Source organism: Bacillus sp. 3a (genome assembly GCF_017161885.1).
Lineage (GTDB): Bacteria > Bacillota > Bacilli > Bacillales > Bacillaceae > Bacillus > Bacillus safensis.
Genome location: NZ_CP067376.1, coordinates 1,848,781 through 1,872,311 on the forward strand (window position 1 = coordinate 1,848,781; position 23,531 = coordinate 1,872,311).

Genomic DNA, 23,531 nt, shown 5'->3' on the forward strand with positions numbered 1-23,531 from the left:
GGCAGTCATGTAACCTTCATGAAGTTAAGATCCAACGAGGTGTATAATGGTTGCCAAAATAAACATTGAGGCGAAAAATCCGAATGTGACGATAAAACCAACGGCTGAGTCGGTCACATCATTCCGCTTGCTTTGAACATTTTTTTCAAATTCATTCATTTTCATCCCTCCTGGCTAATTTTAGTATACTTGAACTCATTTGGAATTGCTAGAAGGTAAAGTAACCGTTTTCCATTTTATGATCATTTTATGAATATCGTCTGACAGCAGGCTGACCCGGGAGCTTGCGCCGGACGTTTACTATAAATGAGGAGGCGGCACTTTCAGCTTCCTCTTTACTAATGTCTTCACACACTTTAGGATAGAAGAGGAAGTGAAAGAGAGGGATTCAATTGATGGTCTTTGATGTGTGGAACAATTTAAAACGAGGGGATATCCATCCCGTTTATTGCTTATATGGGAAAGAAACATATTTACTGCAAGAAACCGCTGCTAAATTGAGACAAGCTGTAGTAGACGAAGAAACGAAGGATTTTAATTACTCCGTCTTCGATATGGAAGAAGTACCGCTTGAACAGGCTGTAACGGATGCAGAAACATTTCCGTTTATGGGAGAAAGACGTCTCGTCGTGATCAAGAATCCTTATTTTCTTACAGCTGAAAAGAAAAAGGAAAAGATTGAGCATGAGCTTTCTGTATTAGAAGCTTATTTAGAAAAGCCAGCGCCCTATACCATTCTCGTGTTATTGGCACCATATGAAAAGCTGGATGAGCGTAAAAAAATCACCAAATTGCTAAAAAAGAAAGCTGCTGTCGTTGAGGCGAAAGAGTTAAACCCAAAAGAAACAACTGATTTCACCATCACACTGGTGAAGACAGAAGGAAAGACGATTACATCTAAAGCGGCTGAGCAGCTTGTGATGCTATGCGGCGGGAGCCTCTCCTCTCTATTCCAAGAGGTTCGGAAGCTAAGTACATATATTGGAGAGCGGGAGGAAATTGAGTTAGCGGATGTCAATCAGCTCGTTGCAAGAAGCTTAGAGCAAAATATTTTCGAGCTGATTAATCAAATTGTAAACAGACGCCGCTCTGAGACCATGCAGATGTTTTATGACCTGCTGAAGCAAAATGAGGAACCCATTAAAATATTAGCACTCATTTCAACTCAATTTCGATTGATTTTGCAGACGAAGTACTTCGCTCAGCAAGGCTATGGACAAAAACAAATTGCTTCAAATCTAAAAGTCCATCCATTCCGGGTCAAACTTGCGATGGATCAGGCAAGACTGTTTTCAGAAGAAGAACTCAAGCAGATCGTCAAAGAGCTTTCAACGATTGATTACGAAATGAAAACGGGTAAAAAGGACAAGCAGCTGCTGTTAGAATTGTTCCTGCTTCGTTTGTTAGGCGCTTGAATATAAAAAAACGACCTTCTAAAAAGAGGGTCGTTTTTGTTTAGATGTATAATTGCCAGTCTGTCCTTAAGGCTCGGCCGGTCAGGACGGACGTACAGTTAAACAGGTGCCTCATCACTGAGGCGTTGCAAGCATTATGCAGAAAGTCCGTTTACTTGTTTAGCAAGTCTTGATTTGTAACGCGCAGCTGCGTTTTTGTGTACAAGACCAGTTTTAACGGCTTTGTCAATGCGTTTTGCAGCAGAAGCAAGAGCAGCTTTTGCTTGCTCAGCATCGTTGTTAGCTACAGAAACTTCAACTTGTTTAATCGCAGTACGCATCGCAGACTTGATTGTTACGTTATGTGCACGGCGTTCGTTATTCGTTTTTGTACGTTTGATCGCTGATTTAATATTTGGCATGTGTTTCACCTCCTAAGATACAACCTAAACACAATTGTCTTAAGGTTAAATCTTCACAATAGAACAAATTGTATTCTATCAAACACACCTTTAGAATGCAATATAAATGTAAAGTATTTTTCATTGATGACGTGCTCGAATGTTTCTTTCAAGAGATGGAAAGACTACTGTTAATTACTTGGTGGAAGGAGTCTTTTTATGGAGAAACAGAAACTCGATTTAAGCGTTTATCAAATCCGGACAGACCTCGCTGTTGAAACAAAAGAGATACTAGAACAAGAGAACGATCCGAATGTCGTCAAAAAGGACGGGATCCAAGGGATTGTCGAAAAGGAAAAAGAAGAGCAAGGCATCCGCATACGTACTGTGGAAATCACGAAAGAAGGGGAGGAGCTGACCGGCAAAAAGGCAGGGACATACTTGACGTTTGAGGCACAAGGCATTCGGGAGAAAGACTCTGAGATGCAAGAAAAAGTCGTTGAAGTCTTTGCCCATCATTTTGCTCAGTTTTTAAAAGACCGAGGCATTCAGGCTGATGCGAGTTGCCTTGTAGTAGGGCTGGGAAACTGGAATGTTACGCCAGATGCACTAGGTCCTCTCACAGTTGAAAACCTGCTTGTGACCCGCCATCTCTTTGAATTACAGCCGGAAAATGTTCAGGAAGGCTATCGCCCGGTTTCCTCTTTGTCTCCAGGGGTGATGGGACTGACCGGTATTGAAACAAGTGACATTATCCAAGGCGTGATCGAGCGGTCTAAGCCTGATTTTGTCATTGCTGTCGATGCCCTTGCTGCTCGAGCGGTAGAACGAGTGAATACAACCATTCAAATTTCTGATACAGGTATCCATCCCGGCTCTGGTGTAGGGAATAAGCGAAAAGAATTAAGCAAAGAAACATTGGGCATTCCAGTGATTGCGATTGGCGTTCCGACAGTGGTGGATGCAGTAACGATTGCTAGTGACACAATTGATTATGTCTTAAAGCATTTTGGTAGAGAACTAAAAGATGATAGACCATCCCGCTCTCTTGTGCCGGCTGGTTTGACATTCGGGAAGAAAAAAGTACTTAACGAAGAAGACTTGCCAGATGAAGAAACGCGTCAGTCATTCTTAGGCATCGTAGGAACCCTTCCTGAAGAAGAAAAAAGGCAGTTGATCCACGAAGTGCTTGCGCCCCTGGGGCAAAATTTAATGGTCACGCCTAAGGAAGTCGATACATTCATTGATGATATGGCAAACGTACTTGCCAACGGATTAAACACAGCGCTTCATCAAAAAATCACGCAAGATAATATGGGTTCATATAATCATTAATCGGTTCTACTTTCTCTAGCTCGCTCATAGTGTAATTACTAGAAAGCGTGCTGGAGGGAGTAAATCATGAAAAAAAGACCCCGCCGTCCTCGACAGTTGGTCGTTGCGATTAATGGAACGAAAGTAGTAAAAAGCATCTTCTTATTTATTGCCTCTCTTGTTGTGGTATTTGTGATGTCAGGGGCTTTGACCTCTTTAAAACCCGAGCTGAGGCCGCAAGCCTCGTTATATGGTGTAGCAGATGAGCTCTCTGGCGCATTTTTTGCCACATTAATGGGCATGGAAAACCAATATTTCGCCTCAGCAGTTCCAGAAGCTCAAAAAGGATTTCATTTCTCTGGGCTGTCACTGAAGCTTGCAACCAGTATTAATTTAGAAGACCCGCGCAGTTTCCTAGGAAGAGAGCTCCCAGGCTTTGAACATTTTGATACAAAAATCATCTTAGCGGGTGAAGGAACAGACTATACCAATATGCCAATGGAATCGCCGCCGCCTAGTGAAGTGATCCAAGATGAAAAAGAAGCAAATTTGGCTGAGCTGGACAAGCTCGATGATGATGCGCCGAAAAAGCCTGCCAAAGAACCGGACCGGTCAACAGGAAAACGAAAAGCTGTGTACATTTATCACACACATAATACGGAATCATATTTACCATTTTTAAAAGGAGAAACGAATCCAAATAATGCACGGCACTCAAAAGTGAATGTCACCCTTGTTGGCGACATGTTTGGAAAGGCGCTTGATCAGCAAGGAATCGGCAATACAGTCGACAAAACGGAAATTGAAAAAAGACTGGTGAAAAAAGGATTAAAATATCCGCAGTCTTATAATGAATCAAGATTGGTCGTGAAAGAAGCCTTAGCGAAAAATGATGACCTCGATTATTTAATTGATATTCACCGGGACTCAAGAAGAAAGAAAGATACGACTGTCGAAATCAAAGGGAAGAAATATGCGAGAATTGCGTTTGTTGTTGGGAAGAAGAATCAAAGCTATGAGAAAAACTTAAAGCTTGCGACAGAGTTCCATCATTTGATGGAGAAAAAATATAAAGGTCTTAGTGTCGGTGTGTTTGCCAAAGGAGAAATTGGCGATAATGGAATCTATAATCAAGATTTATCCGACAAAGCCCTTCTTTTAGAATTTGGTGGAGTAGATAATAATATGGAAGAATTAAGAAATGCATCCAATGCTGCAGCTGATGTATTCAGCGACATTTTCTGGGACGCGGAAAAGGTGGACGGCAAAGCAAAGGATGAGAAAAAACGCTCTTAAGGTGGTGACGGGGATGGGCTCATTTATTGGAAAAACCATTATTTTAGGATTGGTCTTGCTGTTTGGTGTCTTTTTAGGAATGCAGCAAGCGAATAATGGCATGCTGCAAATGAAGGGCTACCATGATCCGCAATTAAAAGGAGCTTTCTCCATTCAAATGAACGACAATGAAGAGAAGGAAGCTTCTATCTTAGGAACGGCTGTTACAGAAAAGGATCTTGCCGAAAAACAAAAACAGCTGGAGGAAATAGAGGGCTTTAATGCCTTTTCCAAGGCAGGAAAAGCCCTGTCTGATGGCATGACACATGCAGCCCGTTCTCTTTATAATTGGGTGAATGGGAAATAAACGAATTTCATGAGATATCACCCTTTTGATCAAAGCCGCTGACCGATAAGCGGCTTTTCTTGATTTCGATTGAATCTTTACAGCCCTATTGATATAATCTAACCTAGCGCAACCCGCGTTTTATAGTAGGAGTGATAGATTGTGACAGATAAAGAAAAACGATTAGAGCGGCAATCAAGAATTCGAAATTTCTCCATTATCGCCCATATTGACCATGGGAAATCCACATTGGCAGACCGTATTTTGGAAAAAACAGCGGCGATTACTCAACGGGAAATGAAAGAACAATTGCTTGATTCCATGGATTTAGAGCGTGAACGCGGCATAACGATTAAATTAAACTCTGTCCAGCTGAAGTATAAGGCGAAGGATGGGGAAGAATATATCATGCACCTGATTGATACACCAGGGCATGTCGACTTCACCTATGAGGTATCTCGAAGCCTAGCTGCCTGTGAGGGTGCGATTCTTGTAGTAGATGCAGCACAAGGAATTGAAGCACAGACACTTGCGAACGTTTATTTAGCTCTTGATAACAACTTAGAAATTCTTCCGATTATCAACAAAATCGATCTGCCAAGTGCAGAGCCTGAGCGTGTAAGAGAAGAAATTGAGGATGTCATCGGGTTGGATGCGTCTGAAGCTGTTCTCACCTCTGCTAAGGCGGGTATTGGAATCGAGGATATTTTAGAACAAATCGTTGAAAAGGTGCCGGCTCCCGCTGGAGATCCAGAAGCACCACTTCAAGCCCTTATTTTTGATTCTCTTTACGATGCGTATCGCGGCGTTATTGCGTACATACGAATTGTCGAAGGAACCGTCAGACCTGGTCAGAAAATTAAAATGATGGCGACGGGGAAAGAATTTGAAGTACTTGAAGTTGGCGTTTTCACACCAAAAGCCATGCCAACAGACGAACTCACCGTTGGAGATGTTGGCTACTTAACCGCTGCGATTAAAAATGTCGGTGATACACGTGTAGGGGATACGATCACAAGCGCGGAAAACCCTGCGAAAGAAGCACTTCCAGGATACAGAAAGCTAAACCCAATGGTATACTGCGGACTTTATCCAATTGATACAGCGAAATACAACGACTTACGTGAAGCGTTAGAAAAGCTTGAATTAAATGATTCTTCACTTCAATATGAGGCAGAGACATCCCAAGCACTTGGCTTCGGTTTCCGCTGCGGCTTCCTTGGAATGCTTCATATGGAAATCATCCAGGAACGGATTGAACGTGAATTTAAAATTGATCTGATTACGACAGCGCCAAGTGTTATTTATGATGTATATATGACAGATGGAGAAAAAATTGTCGTAGATAACCCGTCCAATCTGCCTGATCCGCAAAAGATTGAGCGAATTGAAGAACCATATGTAAAAGCAACAATGATGGTGCCGAATGACTATGTAGGCTCTGTGATGGAGCTTTGCCAAGGAAAGCGCGGGAATTTCATTGATATGCAGTATCTTGATGCGAACCGGGTGAGCATTGTGTACGAAATTCCTTTGGCAGAGATCGTATACGAATTCTTTGATCAGCTAAAGTCCAACACAAAAGGCTATGCGTCCTTTGATTATGAGCTGATTGGCTATCGTCCTTCGACGCTGGTGAAGATGGATATCATGCTGAATGGAGAAAAAATCGATGCCCTTTCCTTTATTGTTCACCGCGATTATGCATATGAACGAGGCAAGATCATCGTAGAAAAGCTAAAAGAATTGATTCCACGCCAGCACTTTGAAGTGCCGGTTCAAGCAGCAATCGGTCAAAAAATCGTTGCACGTTCCACCATTAAAGCGATGCGTAAAAACGTACTTGCTAAATGTTATGGTGGAGACATTTCCCGGAAAAGAAAGCTTCTTGAGAAGCAAAAAGAAGGGAAAAAGCGCATGAAGCAAGTGGGCTCTGTTGAAGTCCCGCAAGAAGCATTTATGGCTGTGCTGAAGATGGACGACAGCACACCAAAAAAATAACATCCTCAAGGCTACCTGCTTTACAATGTCTGCCTTGACGTTTATAGTCGATAACAAACAAAGACGCCGCAGCGATAAACTGCGGCTCTTTACCTGTAAAGAAGGTGTCATCTAATGAAAGCAGCATACATTCACATTCCATTTTGTGAGCATATTTGCCACTATTGTGATTTCAATAAATTTTTCATCAAAACGCAGCCAGTCGACGAATACTTAGCGGCTCTTGAGAAAGAGATGCAGCACACGATCGAGCAAAAAGGCGAGCAGGAACTAAAGACAATTTTTATTGGCGGGGGAACCCCGACATCACTGACTGTCAGTCAGCTAGACAAGCTCATGAACAGCATTCACAGCGTATTAAAGCCGACAAAAAATCTGATTGAATTTGCAGTAGAAGCAAACCCAGATGAATTATCGCTTGAGAAGTTGCATGTGCTTAAAGCAGCCGGCGTGAATCGGCTGAGCTTTGGCGTTCAAACTTTTGAAGACGATTTGCTCAAGAAAATTGGACGAGTTCATCAAAAGAAGGATGTCCTTACATCCTTTGAGCGAGCTAGAGCGGTTGGATTTGACAATATTAGCCTCGATCTCATGTTTGGCTTGCCGCATCAAGAAAAGCATCATGTGATGAATTCACTTGAGACGGCTTTCTTGCTGGGGGCAGAGCATTATTCGGTTTACTCACTCATCGTCGAGCCGAAAACCGTTTTTTACAACTTAATGCAAAAAGGAAAACTTCATTTACCGCCGCAAGAACGTGAGGCTGAAATGTATGAGCTTGTGATGGATGAAATGGAGCGCCATGGATTAAAGCAGTACGAAATTAGCAATTACGCCAAACCTGGCTTTGAAAGCCAGCATAACCTGACCTATTGGAGCAATGAAGATTACTTCGGTTTTGGTGCAGGCGCACACGGGTATGTAGATGGCATCCGAAATGTGAACGCAGGGCCGGTGAAACATTATTTGGAGCTGATTGACCAAACAGGTTTCCCGTATAAGGAAACACATCAGGTCACAAAAGCAGAGCAAATAGAAGAAGAAATGTTTTTAGGTCTTCGAAAAATCGAAGGGGTGAAAAGCGCTGATTTCCAAGCAAAATATGGTGCTGCACCAGAAGCACTTTTTTCCACTGTTCTTGAAGATTTAGAAGAAAAAGGCCTCATTGTAAAAGATGACAAGGGGATACGTTTAACAAGAAAAGGCAAATTGTTAGGCAATGAAGTATTTCAAGCGTTTCTCGGTGAGTTATAATTGACATTTTAATTTGAGTTTGGTAATTTTGTTTATACAATTAGCACTCGTTGAAAGAGAGTGCTAACAGGGGTGATGATGATGTTAACAAATCGTCAGCTTTTGATTCTGCAAGTCATCATTAATGACTTTATTCGTTCGGCGCAGCCAGTTGGATCAAGGACTCTTTCTAAAAAAGAAGACATTACATTCAGCTCTGCGACGATTAGAAACGAAATGGCTGATTTGGAGGAACTTGGTTTTATTGAAAAGACCCATTCTTCATCAGGAAGAATTCCTTCCGAAAAAGGATATCGTTATTATGTAGATCATTTGCTCTCTCCGCGAAAACTGTCGTCTAAAGAGCTTGTGCTCATCCAGTCGGCTTTTCAGGAGAAAATTTTTGAGCTGGAAAAGACAGTTCAAAAATCGGCGGAAATTTTATCAGATCTCACAAACTATACATCGATTGTGCTTGGTCCAAAGCTAAGTGAAAATCGATTAAAGCAAATTCAGCTTGTCCCTGTTCAGCCAAACAAAGCAGTGGCGATCATGATTACAGACAGCGGACATGTTGAAAACAAAACCATTACCTTCTCTGAGCATCTCGATGTCTCCGATATTGAGAAGCTGATGAATATTTTAAACAGCCGCCTAGCCGGAGTCCCGATGGATCAGCTGAAGGACAGAATGTATAAAGAAGTTGTGATGCTTCTTCGTACGCATTTAAAAGATTATGATCATATTTTAGATGCGCTCGGCAATACATTTACATCGACTCAAAATGAATCAAAACTTTTCTTTGGCGGGAAGATTAATATGTTGAATCAGCCGGAGTTTCATGACATTGACCGCATCCGTTCACTCATGATGCTTATTGAGCAAAAGAATGATGTCATGCAGCTGTTTCATCCAAATCAGCAAGGAATCACCATTAAAATCGGTTCAGAAAACAATTTGGAAGCGATGGAGAACTGCAGCTTAATCACAGCCACTTATTCGATTGATCAAAAATCACTCGGCTCCATTGCTGTCATTGGTCCTACCCGTATGGATTATGGCAGGGTTGTCAGTCTCTTGCATCATGTATCAAAAGACTTGTCAAACGCACTTTCCAATTTGTATGATGAGTAGGGTGATAAAAGATAGGGGCACAGCCCCTTTGTATTTATGAATCTTTTGAGGGAGGTGAACACAATGTCAGAAGAAAAACAGACACCTGAGCAAGAAGCAGAGGTTGAAGCACAAGAAGAAGCAGTTCAAGCAGATTCTGAGGAAGTAACACATGATGAACAGTCTGCCTTCCAAGAAAAAATCGATGAATTGCAGCAGCTTCTAGATGAAAAAGAAAACAAAATTCTGCGTGTTCAAGCAGATTTTGAAAACTATAAACGCCGTGCTCGAACTGAAGTGGAGACCGTGCAAAAATATCGTTCTCAACATGTTGTCAGTGATCTTCTCCCAGCTCTTGATAACTTTGAAAGAGCGCTTGGAATTGATCCAGACAATGAGCAGACGAAAAGTTTGTTAGAAGGAATGCAAATGGTTTACCGCCAGCTGGTAGAAGCGTTGAAAAATGAAGGCGTTGAACCAATTGAAGCTGTCGGCAAAGAGTTCGATCCAAACCTTCATCAAGCCGTCATGCAAGTTGAAGACGAAAACTACGATTCAAATATCGTTGTAGAAGAATTGCAAAAGGGCTATAAACTCAAAGACCGAGTTATTCGTCCATCAATGGTAAAAGTAAATCAATAACTACATAATGGGAGGTCATCGAATATGAGTAAAATCATTGGGATTGACTTAGGAACAACAAACTCATGTGTTGCAGTACTTGAAGGCGGCGAGCCAAAAGTCATTGCTAACGCTGAAGGAGCACGTACAACACCATCTGTTGTCGCTTTTAAAAACGGAGAGCGCCAAGTAGGTGAAGTAGCAAAACGTCAATCAATTACAAACCCGAACACGATCATGTCTGTTAAAAGACATATGGGTACTGATTATAAAGTAGAAGTTGAAGGCAAGAACTATACACCGCAGGAAATCTCTGCGATTATTCTTCAGCACCTTAAATCTTACGCTGAAGGCTATCTTGGCGAAGAAGTAACAAAAGCTGTTATCACAGTTCCTGCTTACTTCAACGATGCAGAACGTCAAGCAACGAAAGATGCTGGTAAAATTGCTGGTCTTGAAGTAGAACGTATCATCAACGAACCAACAGCAGCTGCACTTGCGTATGGTTTAGATAAAACAGAAGAAGATCAAACGATTCTTGTATACGACCTTGGCGGCGGTACATTTGACGTATCGATCCTTGAGCTTGGAGACGGCGTCTTTGAAGTGCGCTCAACTGCTGGGGACAACCGTCTAGGTGGAGACGATTTTGACCAAGTCATCATTGATCACCTAGTGGCTGAATTCAAAAAAGAAAATGGCATTGATCTTTCTAAAGATAAAATGGCGCTTCAGCGTTTAAAAGATGCTGCTGAAAAAGCGAAAAAAGATCTTTCTGGTGTATCTTCTACACAAATCTCACTGCCATTTATCACAGCTGGAGAAGCAGGACCTCTTCACCTTGAATTAACGTTAACACGTGCTAAATTCGAAGAGCTTTCTGCAGATCTTGTAGAGCGTACAATGACACCTGTACGTCAAGCACTGAAAGATGCTGGTTTATCTGCTAGCGAGATTGATAAAGTCATCCTTGTAGGTGGATCAACTCGTATTCCTGCAGTACAAGAAGCAATCAAAAAAGAAACAGGCAAAGAGCCTCATAAAGGTGTAAACCCTGATGAAGTAGTTGCACTTGGTGCAGCGATCCAAGGTGGAGTGATCACAGGGGATGTCAAAGACGTTGTTCTTCTTGACGTAACACCACTTTCTTTAGGAATTGAAACAATGGGCGGCGTATTCACGAAGCTGATTGAACGCAATACAACAATTCCAACAAGTAAATCTCAAGTATTCTCAACAGCTGCTGACAACCAAACAGCTGTAGATATCCATGTCCTGCAAGGTGAGCGCCCAATGGCTGCAGATAACAAAACATTAGGCCGCTTCCAATTGACTGATATCCCGCCAGCACCACGCGGCGTACCGCAAATCGAAGTATCTTTTGATATCGATAAAAACGGTATTGTCAACGTACGTGCGAAAGATATGGGTACAGGCAAAGAGCAAAACATCACAATCAAATCTTCTTCAGGTCTTTCTGATGATGAGATCGAAAAAATGGTCAAAGAAGCAGAAGAAAATGCTGAAGCAGATGCGAAGAAAAAAGAAGAAATCGAAGTGCGCAACGAAGCAGATCAATTAGTGTTTACAACTGAAAAAACATTAAAAGATCTAGAAGGCAAAATCGATGAAGAGCAAGTGAAAAAAGCAAACGACGCGAAAGATGCGCTAAAAGCTGCGATCGAAAAAGGCGAGTTTGAAGACATCAAAGCGAAAAAAGATGAGCTGCAAACAATCGTTCAAGAATTAACGACAAAGCTCTATGAAGAAGCTGCAAAACAAGCACAAGCTCAGCAAGAAGGCGCTGAAGGTGCTCAAAAAGCAGATGACAATGTAGTGGATGCAGAATACGAAGAAGTAAACGACGATCAAGAGAAAAAATAATCACCTTTACTTTTGAAAAAGACTGCTGAAACGTACTCGTCAGAAAGTCAAAGTCAGGATCTCTTGGCTTTGACTTTTTTTCTTTTCAACGATGAAAGGAATTGAAAAAGGTTAAATCAAAATGATACAATCGTATTTATGTGAGAAAATCGGGAGTGTGAAGAGATGAGTAAGCGTGATTACTATGAAGTGCTTGGCGTAAGTAAGAGCGCCTCAAAGGACGAAATCAAAAAGGCATACCGCAAGCTTTCAAAAAAGTATCACCCTGATATTAATAAAGAAGCTGGCTCAGATGAGAAATTCAAAGAAGTAAAAGAAGCCTATGAAACCCTTTCTGATGATCAAAAACGTTCGCATTATGACCAGTTCGGTCATACCGATCCAAACCAAGGCTTTGGCGGCGGCGGTTTTGGCGGCGGAGGAGACTTTGGCGGCTTCGGCGGCTTTGATGACATCTTCTCTAGTATTTTTGGCGGCGGAGCCAGAAGAAGAGATCCAAATGCACCGCGCCAAGGAGCGGACCTGCAATATACAATGACGCTTTCGTTTGAAGAAGCGGCATTTGGAAAAGAAGCAACCATTGAAATCCCTCGTGAAGAATCTTGTGAAACATGTCATGGATCAGGTGCAAAGCCTGGTACGCAGGCAAAAACCTGTTCACATTGCGGCGGTTCTGGTCAATTAAATGTTGAGCAATCCACTCCGTTTGGTAAAGTGGTCAACCGCAGAGTATGTAACTACTGCAGCGGAACAGGGAAACAAATTGACCATAAATGTTCAACATGCGGCGGCTCTGGCAAAGTGCGTAAGCGTAAGAAAATTAACGTGACGATCCCTGCAGGTGTTGACGATGGCCAGCAGCTCAGAGTGTCTGGCCAAGGTGAACCAGGTGTAAATGGCGGACCTCCAGGCGATCTATTTGTTGTGTTCCATGTGCGTGCGCATGAATTCTTCGAACGTGATGGAGATGACATTTACTGCGAGATGCCGCTCACCTTTGCCCAAGCTGCATTAGGTGACGAAATTGAAGTGCCGACATTACACGGAAAAGTAAAATTAAAAGTTCCTGCTGGCACTCAAACTGGCACGAAGTTTAGACTTAAAGGTAAAGGCGTGAAAAATGTACGCGGCTACGGCCAAGGCGATCAGCATATCGTTGTACGTGTTGTCACACCGACAAATTTAACAGACAATCAAAAAGATATCATTAGAAAATTTGCTGAAGTGAGCGGAAATAAACCAGACGAACAAGAAATGAGCTTTTTCGATAAGGTAAAACGCGCATTTAAAGGCGAGTAAGACGGATAAGGAGTTGGTAGTATTGAAGTGGTCAGAAATTAGCGTCCATACAACAAATGAAGCGGTGGAACCGATCACCAATATTTTGCATGAAGCAGGTGCAAGTGGTGTCGTGATTGAGGACCCGCTTGATTTAGTCAAGGAACGTGAAAATGTATACGGTGAGATCTACCAGCTCGATCCGAATGACTATCCGGATGAAGGTGTTATTGTGAAAGCCTATCTTCCAATGAACAGCTTTTTGATGGAAACGGTAGATGAGATCAAAGAAGCCATCAACAATCTTCTTCTATACGATATTGACCTTGGACGCAATACACTGTCAATTTGTGAAGTAAATGAAGAAGAATGGGCCACCGCCTGGAAGAAATACTATCATCCTGTGAAAATCTCTGAAAAATTCACCATCGTTCCAACGTGGGAAGAATATACACCGGTTCATTCTGATGAACTGATTATTGAAATGGATCCTGGAATGGCATTTGGAACAGGTACGCATCCAACAACCGTCCTTTGTATTCAGGCGCTTGAGCGCTACGTGAAGGAAAACGATACGGTGATTGATGTTGGAACAGGCTCTGGAATTTTAAGTGTGGCAGCAGCGATGCTTGGTGCAAAGGACATTCAAGCCTTTGATCTCGACACCGTTGCGGTAGAAAGTGCGAAGCAAAACATCGAACTAAATGGTGTAAGTGACCAAGTGACGGTCAAACAAAACAATTTGCTTGATGGAATTTCAGGTGAGCGTGATGTGATTGTCGCCAACATTCTGGCAGAAGTGATTTTGCGCTTTACAGATCAAGCCTATGACCTATTGAAGAAAGATGGCTATTTCATTACATCAGGCATCATTGGACAGAAGAAATTACAAGTCAAAACAGCATTAGAAGAAGCAGGTTTTGACATTGTTGAAGTGCTGTCAATGGAAGATTGGGTCAGCATTATAGCGAAAAAATAAAGCGAGTAGGTGTCAGGACACGTATGCAACGATATTTTATCGACCTCACGAAAGAAGAAGTGACGTTAAAGGGAGCCATCGTTATAAAAGGTGAAGATGTACATCATCTTTCCAATGTCATGCGGATGAAAGCAGGGCAGGAAATCCTTTGTTTAACGACAGACGGCTTTGAAGCGCTCAGTAAAATTGATACAATAACAAAGGAAGAAGTGATTTGCCACCTTGAAAGCTGGACAAATCAGAACAGAGAACTTCCGATTAAGGTGACGATTGCAAGCGGTCTTCCAAAAGGAGATAAGCTTGAGCTCATTATCCAAAAAGGCACAGAGCTTGGCGCAAGTGCTTTTATTCCGTTTCAAGCGGCTCGTTCTATTACAAAGCTTGACCAAAAAAAGTCACATAAAAAACGAGAGCGCTGGGAGAAAATCGCGAAAGAAGCAGCCGAGCAGTCCTACCGGAATATCATTCCACGTGTTTATTCAGTATCAACGTTTAAAGAGCTGACGCAATTAGCTGGTGAATTCGATAAATGTGTCGTTGCATACGAAGAATCATCGAAAGAAGGAGAGCAAAGCCGTTTTCAAACTGTGCTTCAACAGATGAAAGGCGGACAAACCTTGCTAGTGGTTTTTGGCCCTGAAGGCGGTTTGGCAGAAAAGGAGATTGAAGAGCTTGAAACGCTTGGTGCAGTCATTTGCGGGCTTGGACCACGCATTTTAAGAACAGAAACTGCTCCTTTATATGCGCTTTCTGCTATATCTTATCAAACAGAGTTATTAAGAGGTGAATCATGATGGGAACAGTAGCGTTCCATACACTTGGCTGTAAGGTCAACCACTATGAAACAGAGGCGATCTGGCAGCTGTTTAAAGAAGCTGGCTATGAAAGAAAAGAGTATGAATCAAAAGCAGACGTATATGTCATTAATACATGTACGGTCACGAATACAGGCGATAAGAAAAGCCGCCAAGTCATTAGAAGAGCCATTCGTCATAACCCAGATGGTGTCATTTGTGTAACAGGCTGCTATGCGCAAACATCACCAGCAGAAATCATGGCGATTCCTGGTGTTGATATTGTGGTTGGAACACAGGACCGACATAAATTACTAGGCTATATTGAAGAATACCGCAGAGAAAGACAGCCGATCAACGGGGTTGGCAATATCATGAAAGCACGTGTGTTTGAAGAACTTGATGTTCCTGCCTTCACAGACAGAACGCGCGCTTCATTAAAAATCCAAGAAGGCTGTAACAATTTCTGTACATTCTGCATTATTCCTTGGGCGCGCGGCCTTCTTCGTTCTCGTGATCCAGAAGAGGTCATCAATCAAGCGCAGCAGCTTGTTGATGCGGGCTATAAAGAAATTGTGCTTACAGGTATTCACACAGGCGGATACGGAGAAGACTTAAAGGATTATAACTTTGCAAAGCTTCTGAGAGAATTAGATGAACGTGTTATTGGCTTGAAACGAATCCGTATTTCATCTATTGAAGCAAGTCAAATTACAGATGAAGTGATTGAAGTGCTTGATCAGTCAGATAAAATTGTCAGACACTTACACATCCCGCTTCAATCTGGCTCAAATACTGTGCTAAAAAGAATGCGCCGTAAATATACGATGGAATTCTTTGCAGAGCGTTTAACAAAGCTGAAAAAAGCATTGCCAGGACTTGCTGTCACCTCTGATGTAATCGTGGGATTCCCTGGGGAAACAGAAGAAGAGTTCTTGGAAACGTACAATTTTGTCAAAGACCATCAATTCTCTGAGCTGCACGTATTCCCTTACAGCAAACGTACAGGTACCCCGGCTGCAAGAATGGAAGATCAAGTGGATGAGAATGTGAAAAACGAACGTGTCCACCGTTTGATCGCTCTTTCTGACCAGCTTGCGAAAGAGTATGCATCAGCATACGAAGGTGATGTGCTAGAGATTATTCCGGAAGAATCCTTCAAAGAACAAGAAGGAAACCACAATCTTTATGTTGGTTATACCGATAACTACATGAAAGTTGTTTTTGAAGGGACAGAGGACATGATCGGCCGTCTGGTCAAAGTAAAAATTACGAAAGCGGGCTATCCTTATAACGAAGGACAATTTGTTCGCATCAGCGATGATGTGCAGCCAGACAAAGTGAGAATGACCTCATAATAGATAAAAAACCGGCAGCCAAAAGGGCAGGCCGGTTTCTTTTATTTTGACTGATTCGGCATGAGACACAAGATCAATCCGTGAAAAGGGCGAATGAACGGAAAGAAGAGGAGAGAGCTTGCCACATTAAACAGCAGGCTGAAATGCGCAATCTGCTGGGCAGGAGAGCTTGCGAGAAGGGCGACAACCTCTGTGATCAGGGCGAGAAACGGCAGGCATAAAAGAACCCCAAGCACATTAAACACGACGTGTGCATAAGCCGTTTGACGTGCTGCGTAGCCGCCAGATATCGCAGCCATCACAGCCGTAATACATGTCCCAATATTGGATCCCAACACAAAGCTGATACCTTCCTGAAGTGCCACAGTTCCCTCATTCATAAATCCCATTAAAATACCGATACAGACGGAGCTCGAATGAACAATTGCTGTGAAAATGGTACCCGAAAGCAGCGCTGTCCAGTCTGAATGCTGCATCATTTCAAGAAAACGCAATGTCTCAGGCTGGCTTGTCATCATCCCTGCAATTTTTGAAAAGCCTTGTATGCAAAAAAAGATCATCCCGAGCCCAAATAAACTTTTTCCTGCATGTCTAAAAGATGTCCTGCCAAAAAGGATAAATACAAGACCGGCTATGATTAAAACCCACATGAACACGTCCATTTTAATGGCGATAAATTCTGTCGTAAACGTTGAGCCGATATTGGTTCCAAGAATCATTGGGATCGATTTTTTAAAAGAGAGAATGCCAGTACTGACAAAGCCAATGACGATAACCATAAAAGCAGAACTGCTTTGTAGAACCCCTGTAAACACAATGCTGACCAAGAATGCTTTGACCGGGTGATCTGTAAAGAGAAGAAGTGATTTCTCAATACGAGACGACGCAAGTGCCATTAATCCTTTTCTCAGCAAGCCCATTGACCATAAAAAAATGAAAATAAGTGCACAAAAATAAATGATCGCCATCATAGAAAAGTCCTCCTCTTACCAATGAATATATGGACTTGTCTACCTGCTCATGACGAAAATATATTTCCAAATCACTTAGTTGACCTCACACTAGGCTTATATTATAATGTCTAGGTACATGTTTTGCATGTATATCTTTTTTTAATGCAGTCGATTGGTGTATTCGGAGGGAGGGAAAGAGAATGTCAAAAACGGTCGTTAGAAAAAACGAATCGCTTGAAGATGCTCTTCGTCGCTTTAAACGCAGTGTATCCAAAACTGGAACATTGCAAGAAGCAAGAAAGCGTGAATTTTATGAAAAGCCTAGCGTAAAGCGCAAGAAAAAGTCTGAAGCTGCTAGAAAACGTAAATTCTAAAGAGGGTGGATTTTATGAGTCTTCTTGAGCAATTAAATTCTGATATGAAGCTTATGATGAAAAACCGTGAGAAAGACAAGCTTGTTGTCATTCGTATGGTAAAGGCTTCGCTGCAAAATGAAGCAATTAAGCTTAAGAAAGACAGTTTGACCGGCGATGAGGAACTAACCGTCCTTTCCCGCGAGATTAAGCAACGTAAAGACTCCCTCCATGAATTTTCGAAAGCTAATCGCTTAGATTTAGTAGATAAAGTTCAAAAAGAGATTGACATATTAGACGTTTATTTACCTGAACAGCTTTCTGAAGAAGAACTGCAAACGATCGTGAAAGAAACGATTACTGAAACAGGTGCTTCCTCGAAGGCTGATATGGGTAAAGTCATGAGCGCTATTATGCCAAAAGTAAAAGGTAAAGCTGATGGAGCTGTCATTAACAGACTTGTCAGCGAGCAGCTGTCTCAATAAAAAAGTATCCTTCTATTGTTAGAAGGGTACTTTTTTTATGCCCTCGTGATTCTGTCATATAAAAATGAAACCTATGATACATTTGTAACGTATGTAAAGGAACAGTAAAATGGAAGAAAGAGAGGAGGGATCACCAAATAGATGAAAAAAATAAAAATTTCTATTGCTCTCTTCAGTTGTTTTATAATATGCTTGTTATTAGGGGTTCAATTGACCGCGAAATCAGCAGATCAGAAAGTACATGTTATCCCAATTGAAGATACAGTAGAAAAAGGACTTTCTAAATTCATTGAACGATCGTTTGAGCAGGCAAAATCCGAACGGGCAAAGCATATTATTCTCGACATCAATACACCAGGTGGTGCAGTCGATGCAGCGCTTGAGATCGCAGATACGATTCGTGCTTCTGATATCCCAGTGACAGCGTTTGTCAATCATAGAGCGCTTTCAGCCGGGGCCTTCATCGCGCTAAATGCCGATCAAATTTATATGACCCCGAATGGAAAGATGGGGGCTGCTGCGATCATTGATGGAGAAGGCAATGCTGCCGATCAAAAATCTGAATCTCTATGGCTTGCTGAAATGAGTGATGCTGCCGAAAAACAGGGGCGTGATCCAAAGTATGCTCTTGCCATGGCGGATATAGATATAGACGCAAAAGAAGCCGGTGCACCAAAAGGAGAATTGCTCACCTTCAACACAGACCGGGCGCTTAAATTCGGTTATGCAGAAGGAGAAGCAAAAAATATGGATGACTTGCTTCAAAAGCTGAAATTAAAAGATGCTTCTGTTCAATACGATGAAGTGAGCTTTGCTGAAAAGGTTGCGCGTTTTCTTACGCACCCAATTGTCATTCCAATCCTTTTATCCATTGCAAGTTTAGGGTTAGTTGTTGAGCTCTATTCTCCTGGCTTTGGAGTCCCGGGCACCATGGGAGTGACAGCGCTTCTTCTATTCTTTTATGGTCATCTCGTGGCAGGTTTTGCAGGATATGAGACGTTGTTCCTGTTTTTAGCAGGGATTGCACTCATCATTCTGGAATTGTTTTTGCCAGGGGGAATCGTAGGTGTCATTGGACTGATCTGTGTCGTTGTCAGCTTATTTTTAGCAGCTGGAAGCTTTACAGAAATGGCGATTTCCATCTTGATTGCCACTGCTGTTTCAATCATAGCAGTTATTTTATTGACAAAGGTGTTGGGGAAACGTATGAAATTCTTTAAAAAGTTCATTTTAACCGATTCAACCAATAAGGAAAGCGGTTATGTCTCAAATGAAACAAGAGAGGATCTTGTTGGACAAATCGCAGTGACAGCCACTGCACTTCGTCCATCTGGTACGATCGTACTCGGAGATGAGCGCATTGATGTGGTGTCAGAAGGTGCATTTATCGATAAAGATGAACAAGTAAAAATTGTGAAAGCGGAAGGCTCACGCATTGTCGTGAGGAAAGTATAGATATACTGATTTTAGAGGAGGAATAAAATGGATCCATCTACTTTACTATTATTTGTGATTATCGCAGCAGGTTTGATTGTTCTATCGATCTTTTTCACCTTTGTACCGGTGATGCTGTGGATTTCTGCCCTAGCGGCTGGCGTAAAAGTGAGCATTTTTACACTTGTAGGAATGAGACTGCGCCGAGTGATTCCAAACCGAGTGGTCAACCCGCTCATCAAAGCACATAAAGCAGGTCTTGATGTGACGATTAACCAGCTGGAGAGCCACTATCTTGCAGGTGGTAACGTGGACCGAGTGGTGAACGCATTAATTGCAGCTCAACGCGCGAATATCGAATTGAACTTTGCCCGCTGTGCAGCCATCGACCTAGCAGGCCGTGACGTACTAGAAGCAGTTCAAATGAGTGTAAATCCTAAAGTCATTGAAACACCATTTATCTCTGGTGTTGCGATGGACGGGATTGAAGTCAAAGCAAAAGCACGTATTACCGTTCGTGCAAACATCGACCGACTTGTCGGTGGTGCAGGGGAAGAAACGATTATTGCCCGTGTAGGTGAAGGGATTGTCTCTACAATCGGTTCATCAGATAATCATAAAAAGGTTCTTGAGAATCCTGATATGATTTCTCAAACGGTTCTTGGTAAAGGATTAGATTCAGGTACTGCATTTGAAATTCTCTCGATTGATATCGCAGATGTTGATATCGGTAAGAACATCGGGGCAATTCTGCAAACAGACCAAGCAGAAGCAGACAAAAACATTGCACAGGCGAAAGCAGAAGAACGCCGCGCAATGGCTGTTGCACAAGAACAAGAGATGCGTGCGAAAGTTGAAGAAATGCGCGCGAAAGTCGTAGAAGCAGAGGCTGAAGTACCACTTGCAATGGCTGAAGCATTACGTGAAGGCAATATTGGTGTCATGGACTACATGAACATTAAGAATATCGATGCTGATACGGATATGAGAGATTCATTTGGCAAAATGACAAAAGGTCCATCTGATAATGAAAACAAATAAGCATCCTCTCACGCTTTAAGGAGGGAGCCCATTGGACATTCTATTTGAAAATCCGCTACTAATTGCGATTATCATCGGTATCATCTCTGCCGTCTTTGGGAAGATCGGTAAACAAGAGGAGAACGAAGAGCAGAATCAGCAAAAGAAGCCCGCTCCTCAGCGTAAGCAGGTGCCCCAAAAGCAAACAAGTCCAGATCCAGTCGTGACTGATCAGCTGGACGATTTCGGCGATGTACATGATCATGGCGGGATGAAGAAAAAAATTTCTCAGTCCTTACAAGATCGCTATACGGCTACACTTGCCGAAATGGAAGAAAGAAAAAACGAGCTGAACAAAGAGTTCCAATCGCTTGAAAGAGAGCTGACAAGGCCAAAGGCTGCATCTGCTGAAATGAGGCCAAAATTCATTGAGAAGGTGAACCAAGATACAATTGTTCAAGGAATGATCCTTGGAGAAGTATTTGGAGAGCCGCGCGCGAAAAAGCCGCACAGAACGATGAAACGGCCATATAAAAGATAAAGAAGAAAGCCCCCTTTTTCATAAAGGGGGCTTTTTTTGCCTGAGGACGATTTTACTTAAGGAAAATCCTTAAAAGGCTATTTTACGGGATTCATTAGCATGATATGAACCCCTGAGGAATAGGATGATACAGAGGCTTTCTCATCAGTCTCACCATCTTTCAGTTTGATCTCATACACATGAGGTGGGAAGGGGTTCTTATTGAATGGGAAAAAGAAAAAATCGACTTAAAGCATGGCTGACAAGAACACTTGAAATCCCTCCAGACGTGATGATGGATCTTCCCCGTATTACGATGGTTGGCAGACTCCACATTTACATAGAGAACCATAAAGGGCTTTTGCTTTTCAGTGATCAAGAGGTAAGGCTGATGCTCAAACAGGGACAATGCATTATTTCAGGGAAAGATTTTGTGATTAAAACGATTTTGCCAGAAGAGATTTTATTGGAAGGGAAAATCGATGAGGTCCGTTATATTGATTCTTAACTGACGGAGGGGAGAAGCGTGAAGAATAAATGGTTCGCCTATTTTATTGGCAGAGTGGAAGTGGAGATCAAAGGAAATGGCATTGAGCGGCTTATTAATGAGTGCACGAGGCAGGGGATCACAATGTTTCAAGTGAGCCGCCGTCAAGACAGCGTGCGCTTATTTATTCGCTTATCAGATGTACATGCCTTCAGAAAGGTACGCAGACATCATGACGTGACATGTTCATTTCATCAAAAAAAGGGCTTTCCATTTCTACTCCTATGGTCAAGGAAGAATATCGGATTTACCCTTGGGATTGTATGCTTTCTAGTGACGATATTGGCGCTTTCAAACATGGTATGGAAAATTGATATTAAAGGAGCCAATCCAGAAACTGAACATCAAATGAGAAAGCATTTAGACGACATCGGGGTGCAAAAAGGACGTTTTCAGTTTCTAATGGGAACACCTGAAAAAATTCAAAAATCCCTGACAACCAATATTCCAAGCATCACATGGGTCGGTGTAGAACTAAACGGCACAACCTTTCAAATGAAAGTTGTGGAAAAAAATGAACCCGAAAAAGAAAAATACACGAGTCCTCAGCATATCGTTGCCAAGAAAAAGGCTGTCATCACGAGAATGTATGTAGAAAAAGGAGAGCCGCTCGCCGCGGTTGATGAACATGTAAAGAAAGGACAGATGCTTGTCTCTGGACTTATTGGCAGCGAAGATCAGCAAAAAACGGTAGGAGCCAAAGCGAAAATCTATGGTGAAACGTGGTATCGGTCTGAAGTTTCTGTCCCTCTTCGAACATCTTTTGACGTCTTTACGGGTAAAATGAAGACAAAGCACAAGCTCTCCGCATTTGGAGGCTCACTGCCATTTTGGGGCTTTTCTTTTAAAAAGGATGATTTTAAGCAGCCAAAAACAGAAACAGAAGTTCATCCGCTTCATTTCTTAAACATGCAGCTCCCGTTCTCTTATGAAAAGGAAATCACACGCGAAAGTGAGAAAATAAATCGAGAATACACAAATAAAGAAGCGGTTCAAGCAGGGATTAAAATGGGTAAAAAAGAATTAGAAGAGAAGCTAGGTCAAACAGGAGAGGTGAAAAGTGAAAAAGTTTTGCACGAGACAACAGGGAATGGTAAAGTTAAGTTAATCATCCTTTACCAAGTAATAGAAGATATTGTTCAACCAACACCTATTGTTCAGGGAGACTAGAGAATGACAGAACATTTACTTGAGATTCAACAAAAATTGGATAGCCCAAACGAAGCGATTGCTTTATTTGGCAATCAAGATGCTTATCTGAAACTAATGGAAAACGAGCTGAACGTCTCCATTATTACGCGTGGAGAAAAAGTGTATGTTTCTGGTGAGGAAGCATCAAGAGATACAGTAAGCCGTTTGATCACATCTCTTTTACATCTCATCCGTAAAGGAATCGAGATATCTGAACGGGATGTCGTTTATGCCATTAAAATGGCGCAAAAAAACAAGCTGAATTATTTTGAAAATATGTATGAAGATGAAATTACGAAAAATGCCAAAGGAAAATCGATCAGGGTGAAAACAATCGGCCAGCGGGAATATGCTGCGGCGATGAAAAAAGATGACCTGGTCTTTGGAATTGGACCCGCTGGTACAGGGAAGACGTATTTGGCAGTTGTCAATGCGGTCCATTCACTGAAAAATGGACATGTAAAACGGATTATCCTGACAAGACCAGCTGTTGAAGCAGGAGAGAGTCTTGGTTTTTTACCAGGTGATCTAAAGGAAAAAGTAGATCCTTATTTAAGACCACTATATGATGCCCTGCATGATGTGCTTGGCAGTGATCATACGGAACGTTTAATCGAGCGCGGCGTGATTGAAATAGCGCCCCTTGCCTATATGAGAGGCCGGACGCTTGATGATGCATTTGTGATTTTAGATGAAGCGCAGAATACAACACCTGCCCAAATGAAAATGTTTTTGACGAGACTTGGGTTTGGCTCTAAAATGGTCATTACAGGAGATATTACACAGATCGATCTGCCAAAGGGCATGCAGTCAGGTCTTGCGGCTGCAAAGGACATGCTTGCAGAGATCAAGGGCATCTCATTTATTGAATTAGACCAGACAGATGTGGTCAGACACCCGCTTGTGGCGAAGATCATTGGCGCATACGAAAAGCAAAAATGAACTGAGTGACCCGATCGTCTTCATCGGGTCATTTTGTTTCGATCGTGGTTTAAAGTAAAAAAGGAGGTACTTTCCTTGAGAAAGAATCAAAAAGG

24 protein-coding genes are annotated in these 23,531 nt (G+C 42.2%); 21 read left to right on the plus strand and 3 right to left on the minus strand.

Translation table 11 applies throughout. The features are described 5' to 3' along the window. Positions 1–24: 24 nt before the first annotated feature. Complete coding sequence (locus JJ692_RS09310) at positions 25–159, minus strand: YqzM family protein (protein WP_012010638.1); 135 nt, start codon at positions 157–159, stop codon at positions 25–27. A 236-nt stretch (positions 160–395) separates the two neighbouring features. Between JJ692_RS09310 and holA the strand changes: the two genes are divergently transcribed. Then, positions 396–1,415, plus strand: coding sequence for a DNA polymerase III subunit delta (gene holA / locus JJ692_RS09315; protein WP_206534442.1), 1,020 nt, complete (start codon positions 396–398; stop codon positions 1,413–1,415). 134 nt (positions 1,416–1,549) lie between these two features. On the opposite strand, the gene rpsT is transcribed toward holA, so the two are convergent. After that, complete coding sequence (gene rpsT / locus JJ692_RS09320; protein WP_024423042.1) at positions 1,550–1,816, minus strand: 30S ribosomal protein S20; 267 nt, start codon at positions 1,814–1,816, stop codon at positions 1,550–1,552. A 198-nt stretch (positions 1,817–2,014) separates the two neighbouring features. Here rpsT and gpr point away from each other — a divergent pair, with 198 nt between their 5' ends. The 12 genes from gpr (at position 2,015) to mtaB (ending at position 15,991) form a co-directional block, all read left to right on the plus strand. After that, positions 2,015–3,130 carry a GPR endopeptidase gene (gpr, locus tag JJ692_RS09325; RefSeq protein ID WP_024423041.1) on the plus strand — a complete coding sequence of 372 codons (1,116 nt, stop codon included), beginning with the start codon at positions 2,015–2,017 and terminating at the stop codon, positions 3,128–3,130. A gap of 66 nt (positions 3,131–3,196) precedes the next feature. Beyond that, entirely contained in the window at positions 3,197–4,405 is a 1,209-nt protein-coding gene (locus JJ692_RS09330; RefSeq protein ID WP_206534443.1) for a stage II sporulation protein P, read from the plus strand. Between the two features lie 13 nt (positions 4,406–4,418). Beyond that, complete coding sequence (locus JJ692_RS09335; RefSeq protein ID WP_044332136.1) at positions 4,419–4,751, plus strand: YqxA family protein; 333 nt, start codon at positions 4,419–4,421, stop codon at positions 4,749–4,751. A 141-nt stretch (positions 4,752–4,892) separates the two neighbouring features. Next, on the plus strand, positions 4,893–6,731 hold the full coding sequence (gene lepA, locus JJ692_RS09340; RefSeq protein ID WP_024423038.1) for a translation elongation factor 4: 1,839 nt from the start codon (positions 4,893–4,895) through the stop codon (positions 6,729–6,731). A 114-nt stretch (positions 6,732–6,845) separates the two neighbouring features. Further along, the gene (gene hemW, locus JJ692_RS09345) at positions 6,846–7,985 is read left to right on the plus strand and encodes a radical SAM family heme chaperone HemW (protein ID WP_206534444.1); all 1,140 of its coding nucleotides are present in this window, start codon (positions 6,846–6,848) and stop codon (positions 7,983–7,985) included. 81 nt (positions 7,986–8,066) lie between these two features. Continuing rightward, positions 8,067–9,098: a heat-inducible transcriptional repressor HrcA gene (gene hrcA / locus JJ692_RS09350; protein WP_003217350.1), complete on the plus strand. Its 1,032-nt coding sequence runs from the start codon at positions 8,067–8,069 to the stop codon at positions 9,096–9,098. A 63-nt stretch (positions 9,099–9,161) separates the two neighbouring features. Further along, the gene (gene grpE, locus JJ692_RS09355; protein ID WP_206534445.1) at positions 9,162–9,719 is read left to right on the plus strand and encodes a nucleotide exchange factor GrpE; all 558 of its coding nucleotides are present in this window, start codon (positions 9,162–9,164) and stop codon (positions 9,717–9,719) included. Between the two features lie 24 nt (positions 9,720–9,743). After that, positions 9,744–11,582: a molecular chaperone DnaK gene (gene dnaK / locus JJ692_RS09360; protein ID WP_024423034.1), complete on the plus strand. Its 1,839-nt coding sequence runs from the start codon at positions 9,744–9,746 to the stop codon at positions 11,580–11,582. Positions 11,583–11,747: 165 nt separating this feature from the next. Then, positions 11,748–12,881, plus strand: coding sequence for a molecular chaperone DnaJ (gene dnaJ, locus JJ692_RS09365; RefSeq protein WP_024427952.1), 1,134 nt, complete (start codon positions 11,748–11,750; stop codon positions 12,879–12,881). A gap of 22 nt (positions 12,882–12,903) precedes the next feature. Then, positions 12,904–13,839: a 50S ribosomal protein L11 methyltransferase gene (prmA, locus tag JJ692_RS09370; RefSeq protein ID WP_024423032.1), complete on the plus strand. Its 936-nt coding sequence runs from the start codon at positions 12,904–12,906 to the stop codon at positions 13,837–13,839. 23 nt (positions 13,840–13,862) lie between these two features. After that, positions 13,863–14,633 carry a 16S rRNA (uracil(1498)-N(3))-methyltransferase gene (locus JJ692_RS09375; protein WP_024423031.1) on the plus strand — a complete coding sequence of 257 codons (771 nt, stop codon included), beginning with the start codon at positions 13,863–13,865 and terminating at the stop codon, positions 14,631–14,633. Continuing rightward, positions 14,633–15,991, plus strand: coding sequence for a tRNA (N(6)-L-threonylcarbamoyladenosine(37)-C(2))-methylthiotransferase MtaB (gene mtaB / locus JJ692_RS09380; RefSeq protein WP_024423030.1), 1,359 nt, complete (start codon positions 14,633–14,635; stop codon positions 15,989–15,991). The genes JJ692_RS09375 and mtaB overlap by 1 nt, the downstream gene beginning before the upstream one ends. A gap of 41 nt (positions 15,992–16,032) precedes the next feature. Here the strand turns inward: mtaB and JJ692_RS09385 are convergent, their stop codons facing one another. Beyond that, complete coding sequence (locus JJ692_RS09385; RefSeq protein ID WP_024423029.1) at positions 16,033–16,962, minus strand: Na/Pi symporter; 930 nt, start codon at positions 16,960–16,962, stop codon at positions 16,033–16,035. A 182-nt stretch (positions 16,963–17,144) separates the two neighbouring features. Between JJ692_RS09385 and rpsU the strand changes: the two genes are divergently transcribed. The 8 genes from rpsU to JJ692_RS09425 all read left to right on the plus strand — a co-directional run bounded on the left by rpsU (position 17,145) and on the right by JJ692_RS09425 (position 23,436). Further along, positions 17,145–17,318: a 30S ribosomal protein S21 gene (gene rpsU, locus JJ692_RS09390; protein ID WP_003152957.1), complete on the plus strand. Its 174-nt coding sequence runs from the start codon at positions 17,145–17,147 to the stop codon at positions 17,316–17,318. A gap of 14 nt (positions 17,319–17,332) precedes the next feature. Beyond that, positions 17,333–17,782: a GatB/YqeY domain-containing protein gene (locus JJ692_RS09395; protein ID WP_024423028.1), complete on the plus strand. Its 450-nt coding sequence runs from the start codon at positions 17,333–17,335 to the stop codon at positions 17,780–17,782. Between the two features lie 141 nt (positions 17,783–17,923). Next, on the plus strand, positions 17,924–19,237 hold the full coding sequence (locus JJ692_RS09400; protein ID WP_039180060.1) for an NfeD family protein: 1,314 nt from the start codon (positions 17,924–17,926) through the stop codon (positions 19,235–19,237). Between the two features lie 27 nt (positions 19,238–19,264). After that, the gene (gene floA, locus JJ692_RS09405) at positions 19,265–20,257 is read left to right on the plus strand and encodes a flotillin-like protein FloA (protein WP_024423026.1); all 993 of its coding nucleotides are present in this window, start codon (positions 19,265–19,267) and stop codon (positions 20,255–20,257) included. Between the two features lie 31 nt (positions 20,258–20,288). After that, positions 20,289–20,777 (plus strand): hypothetical protein, encoded by a 489-nt coding sequence (locus JJ692_RS09410; protein ID WP_122631104.1) that lies wholly within the window; start codon positions 20,289–20,291, stop codon positions 20,775–20,777. Positions 20,778–20,982: 205 nt separating this feature from the next. Then, positions 20,983–21,264, plus strand: coding sequence for a sporulation protein YqfC (yqfC, locus tag JJ692_RS09415; RefSeq protein ID WP_012010618.1), 282 nt, complete (start codon positions 20,983–20,985; stop codon positions 21,262–21,264). 18 nt (positions 21,265–21,282) lie between these two features. Then, positions 21,283–22,473 (plus strand): sporulation protein YqfD, encoded by a 1,191-nt coding sequence (gene yqfD, locus JJ692_RS09420; RefSeq protein ID WP_024427959.1) that lies wholly within the window; start codon positions 21,283–21,285, stop codon positions 22,471–22,473. 3 nt (positions 22,474–22,476) lie between these two features. Then, positions 22,477–23,436 (plus strand): PhoH family protein, encoded by a 960-nt coding sequence (locus JJ692_RS09425; RefSeq protein WP_024423023.1) that lies wholly within the window; start codon positions 22,477–22,479, stop codon positions 23,434–23,436. Positions 23,437–23,531 lie beyond the last annotated feature (95 nt).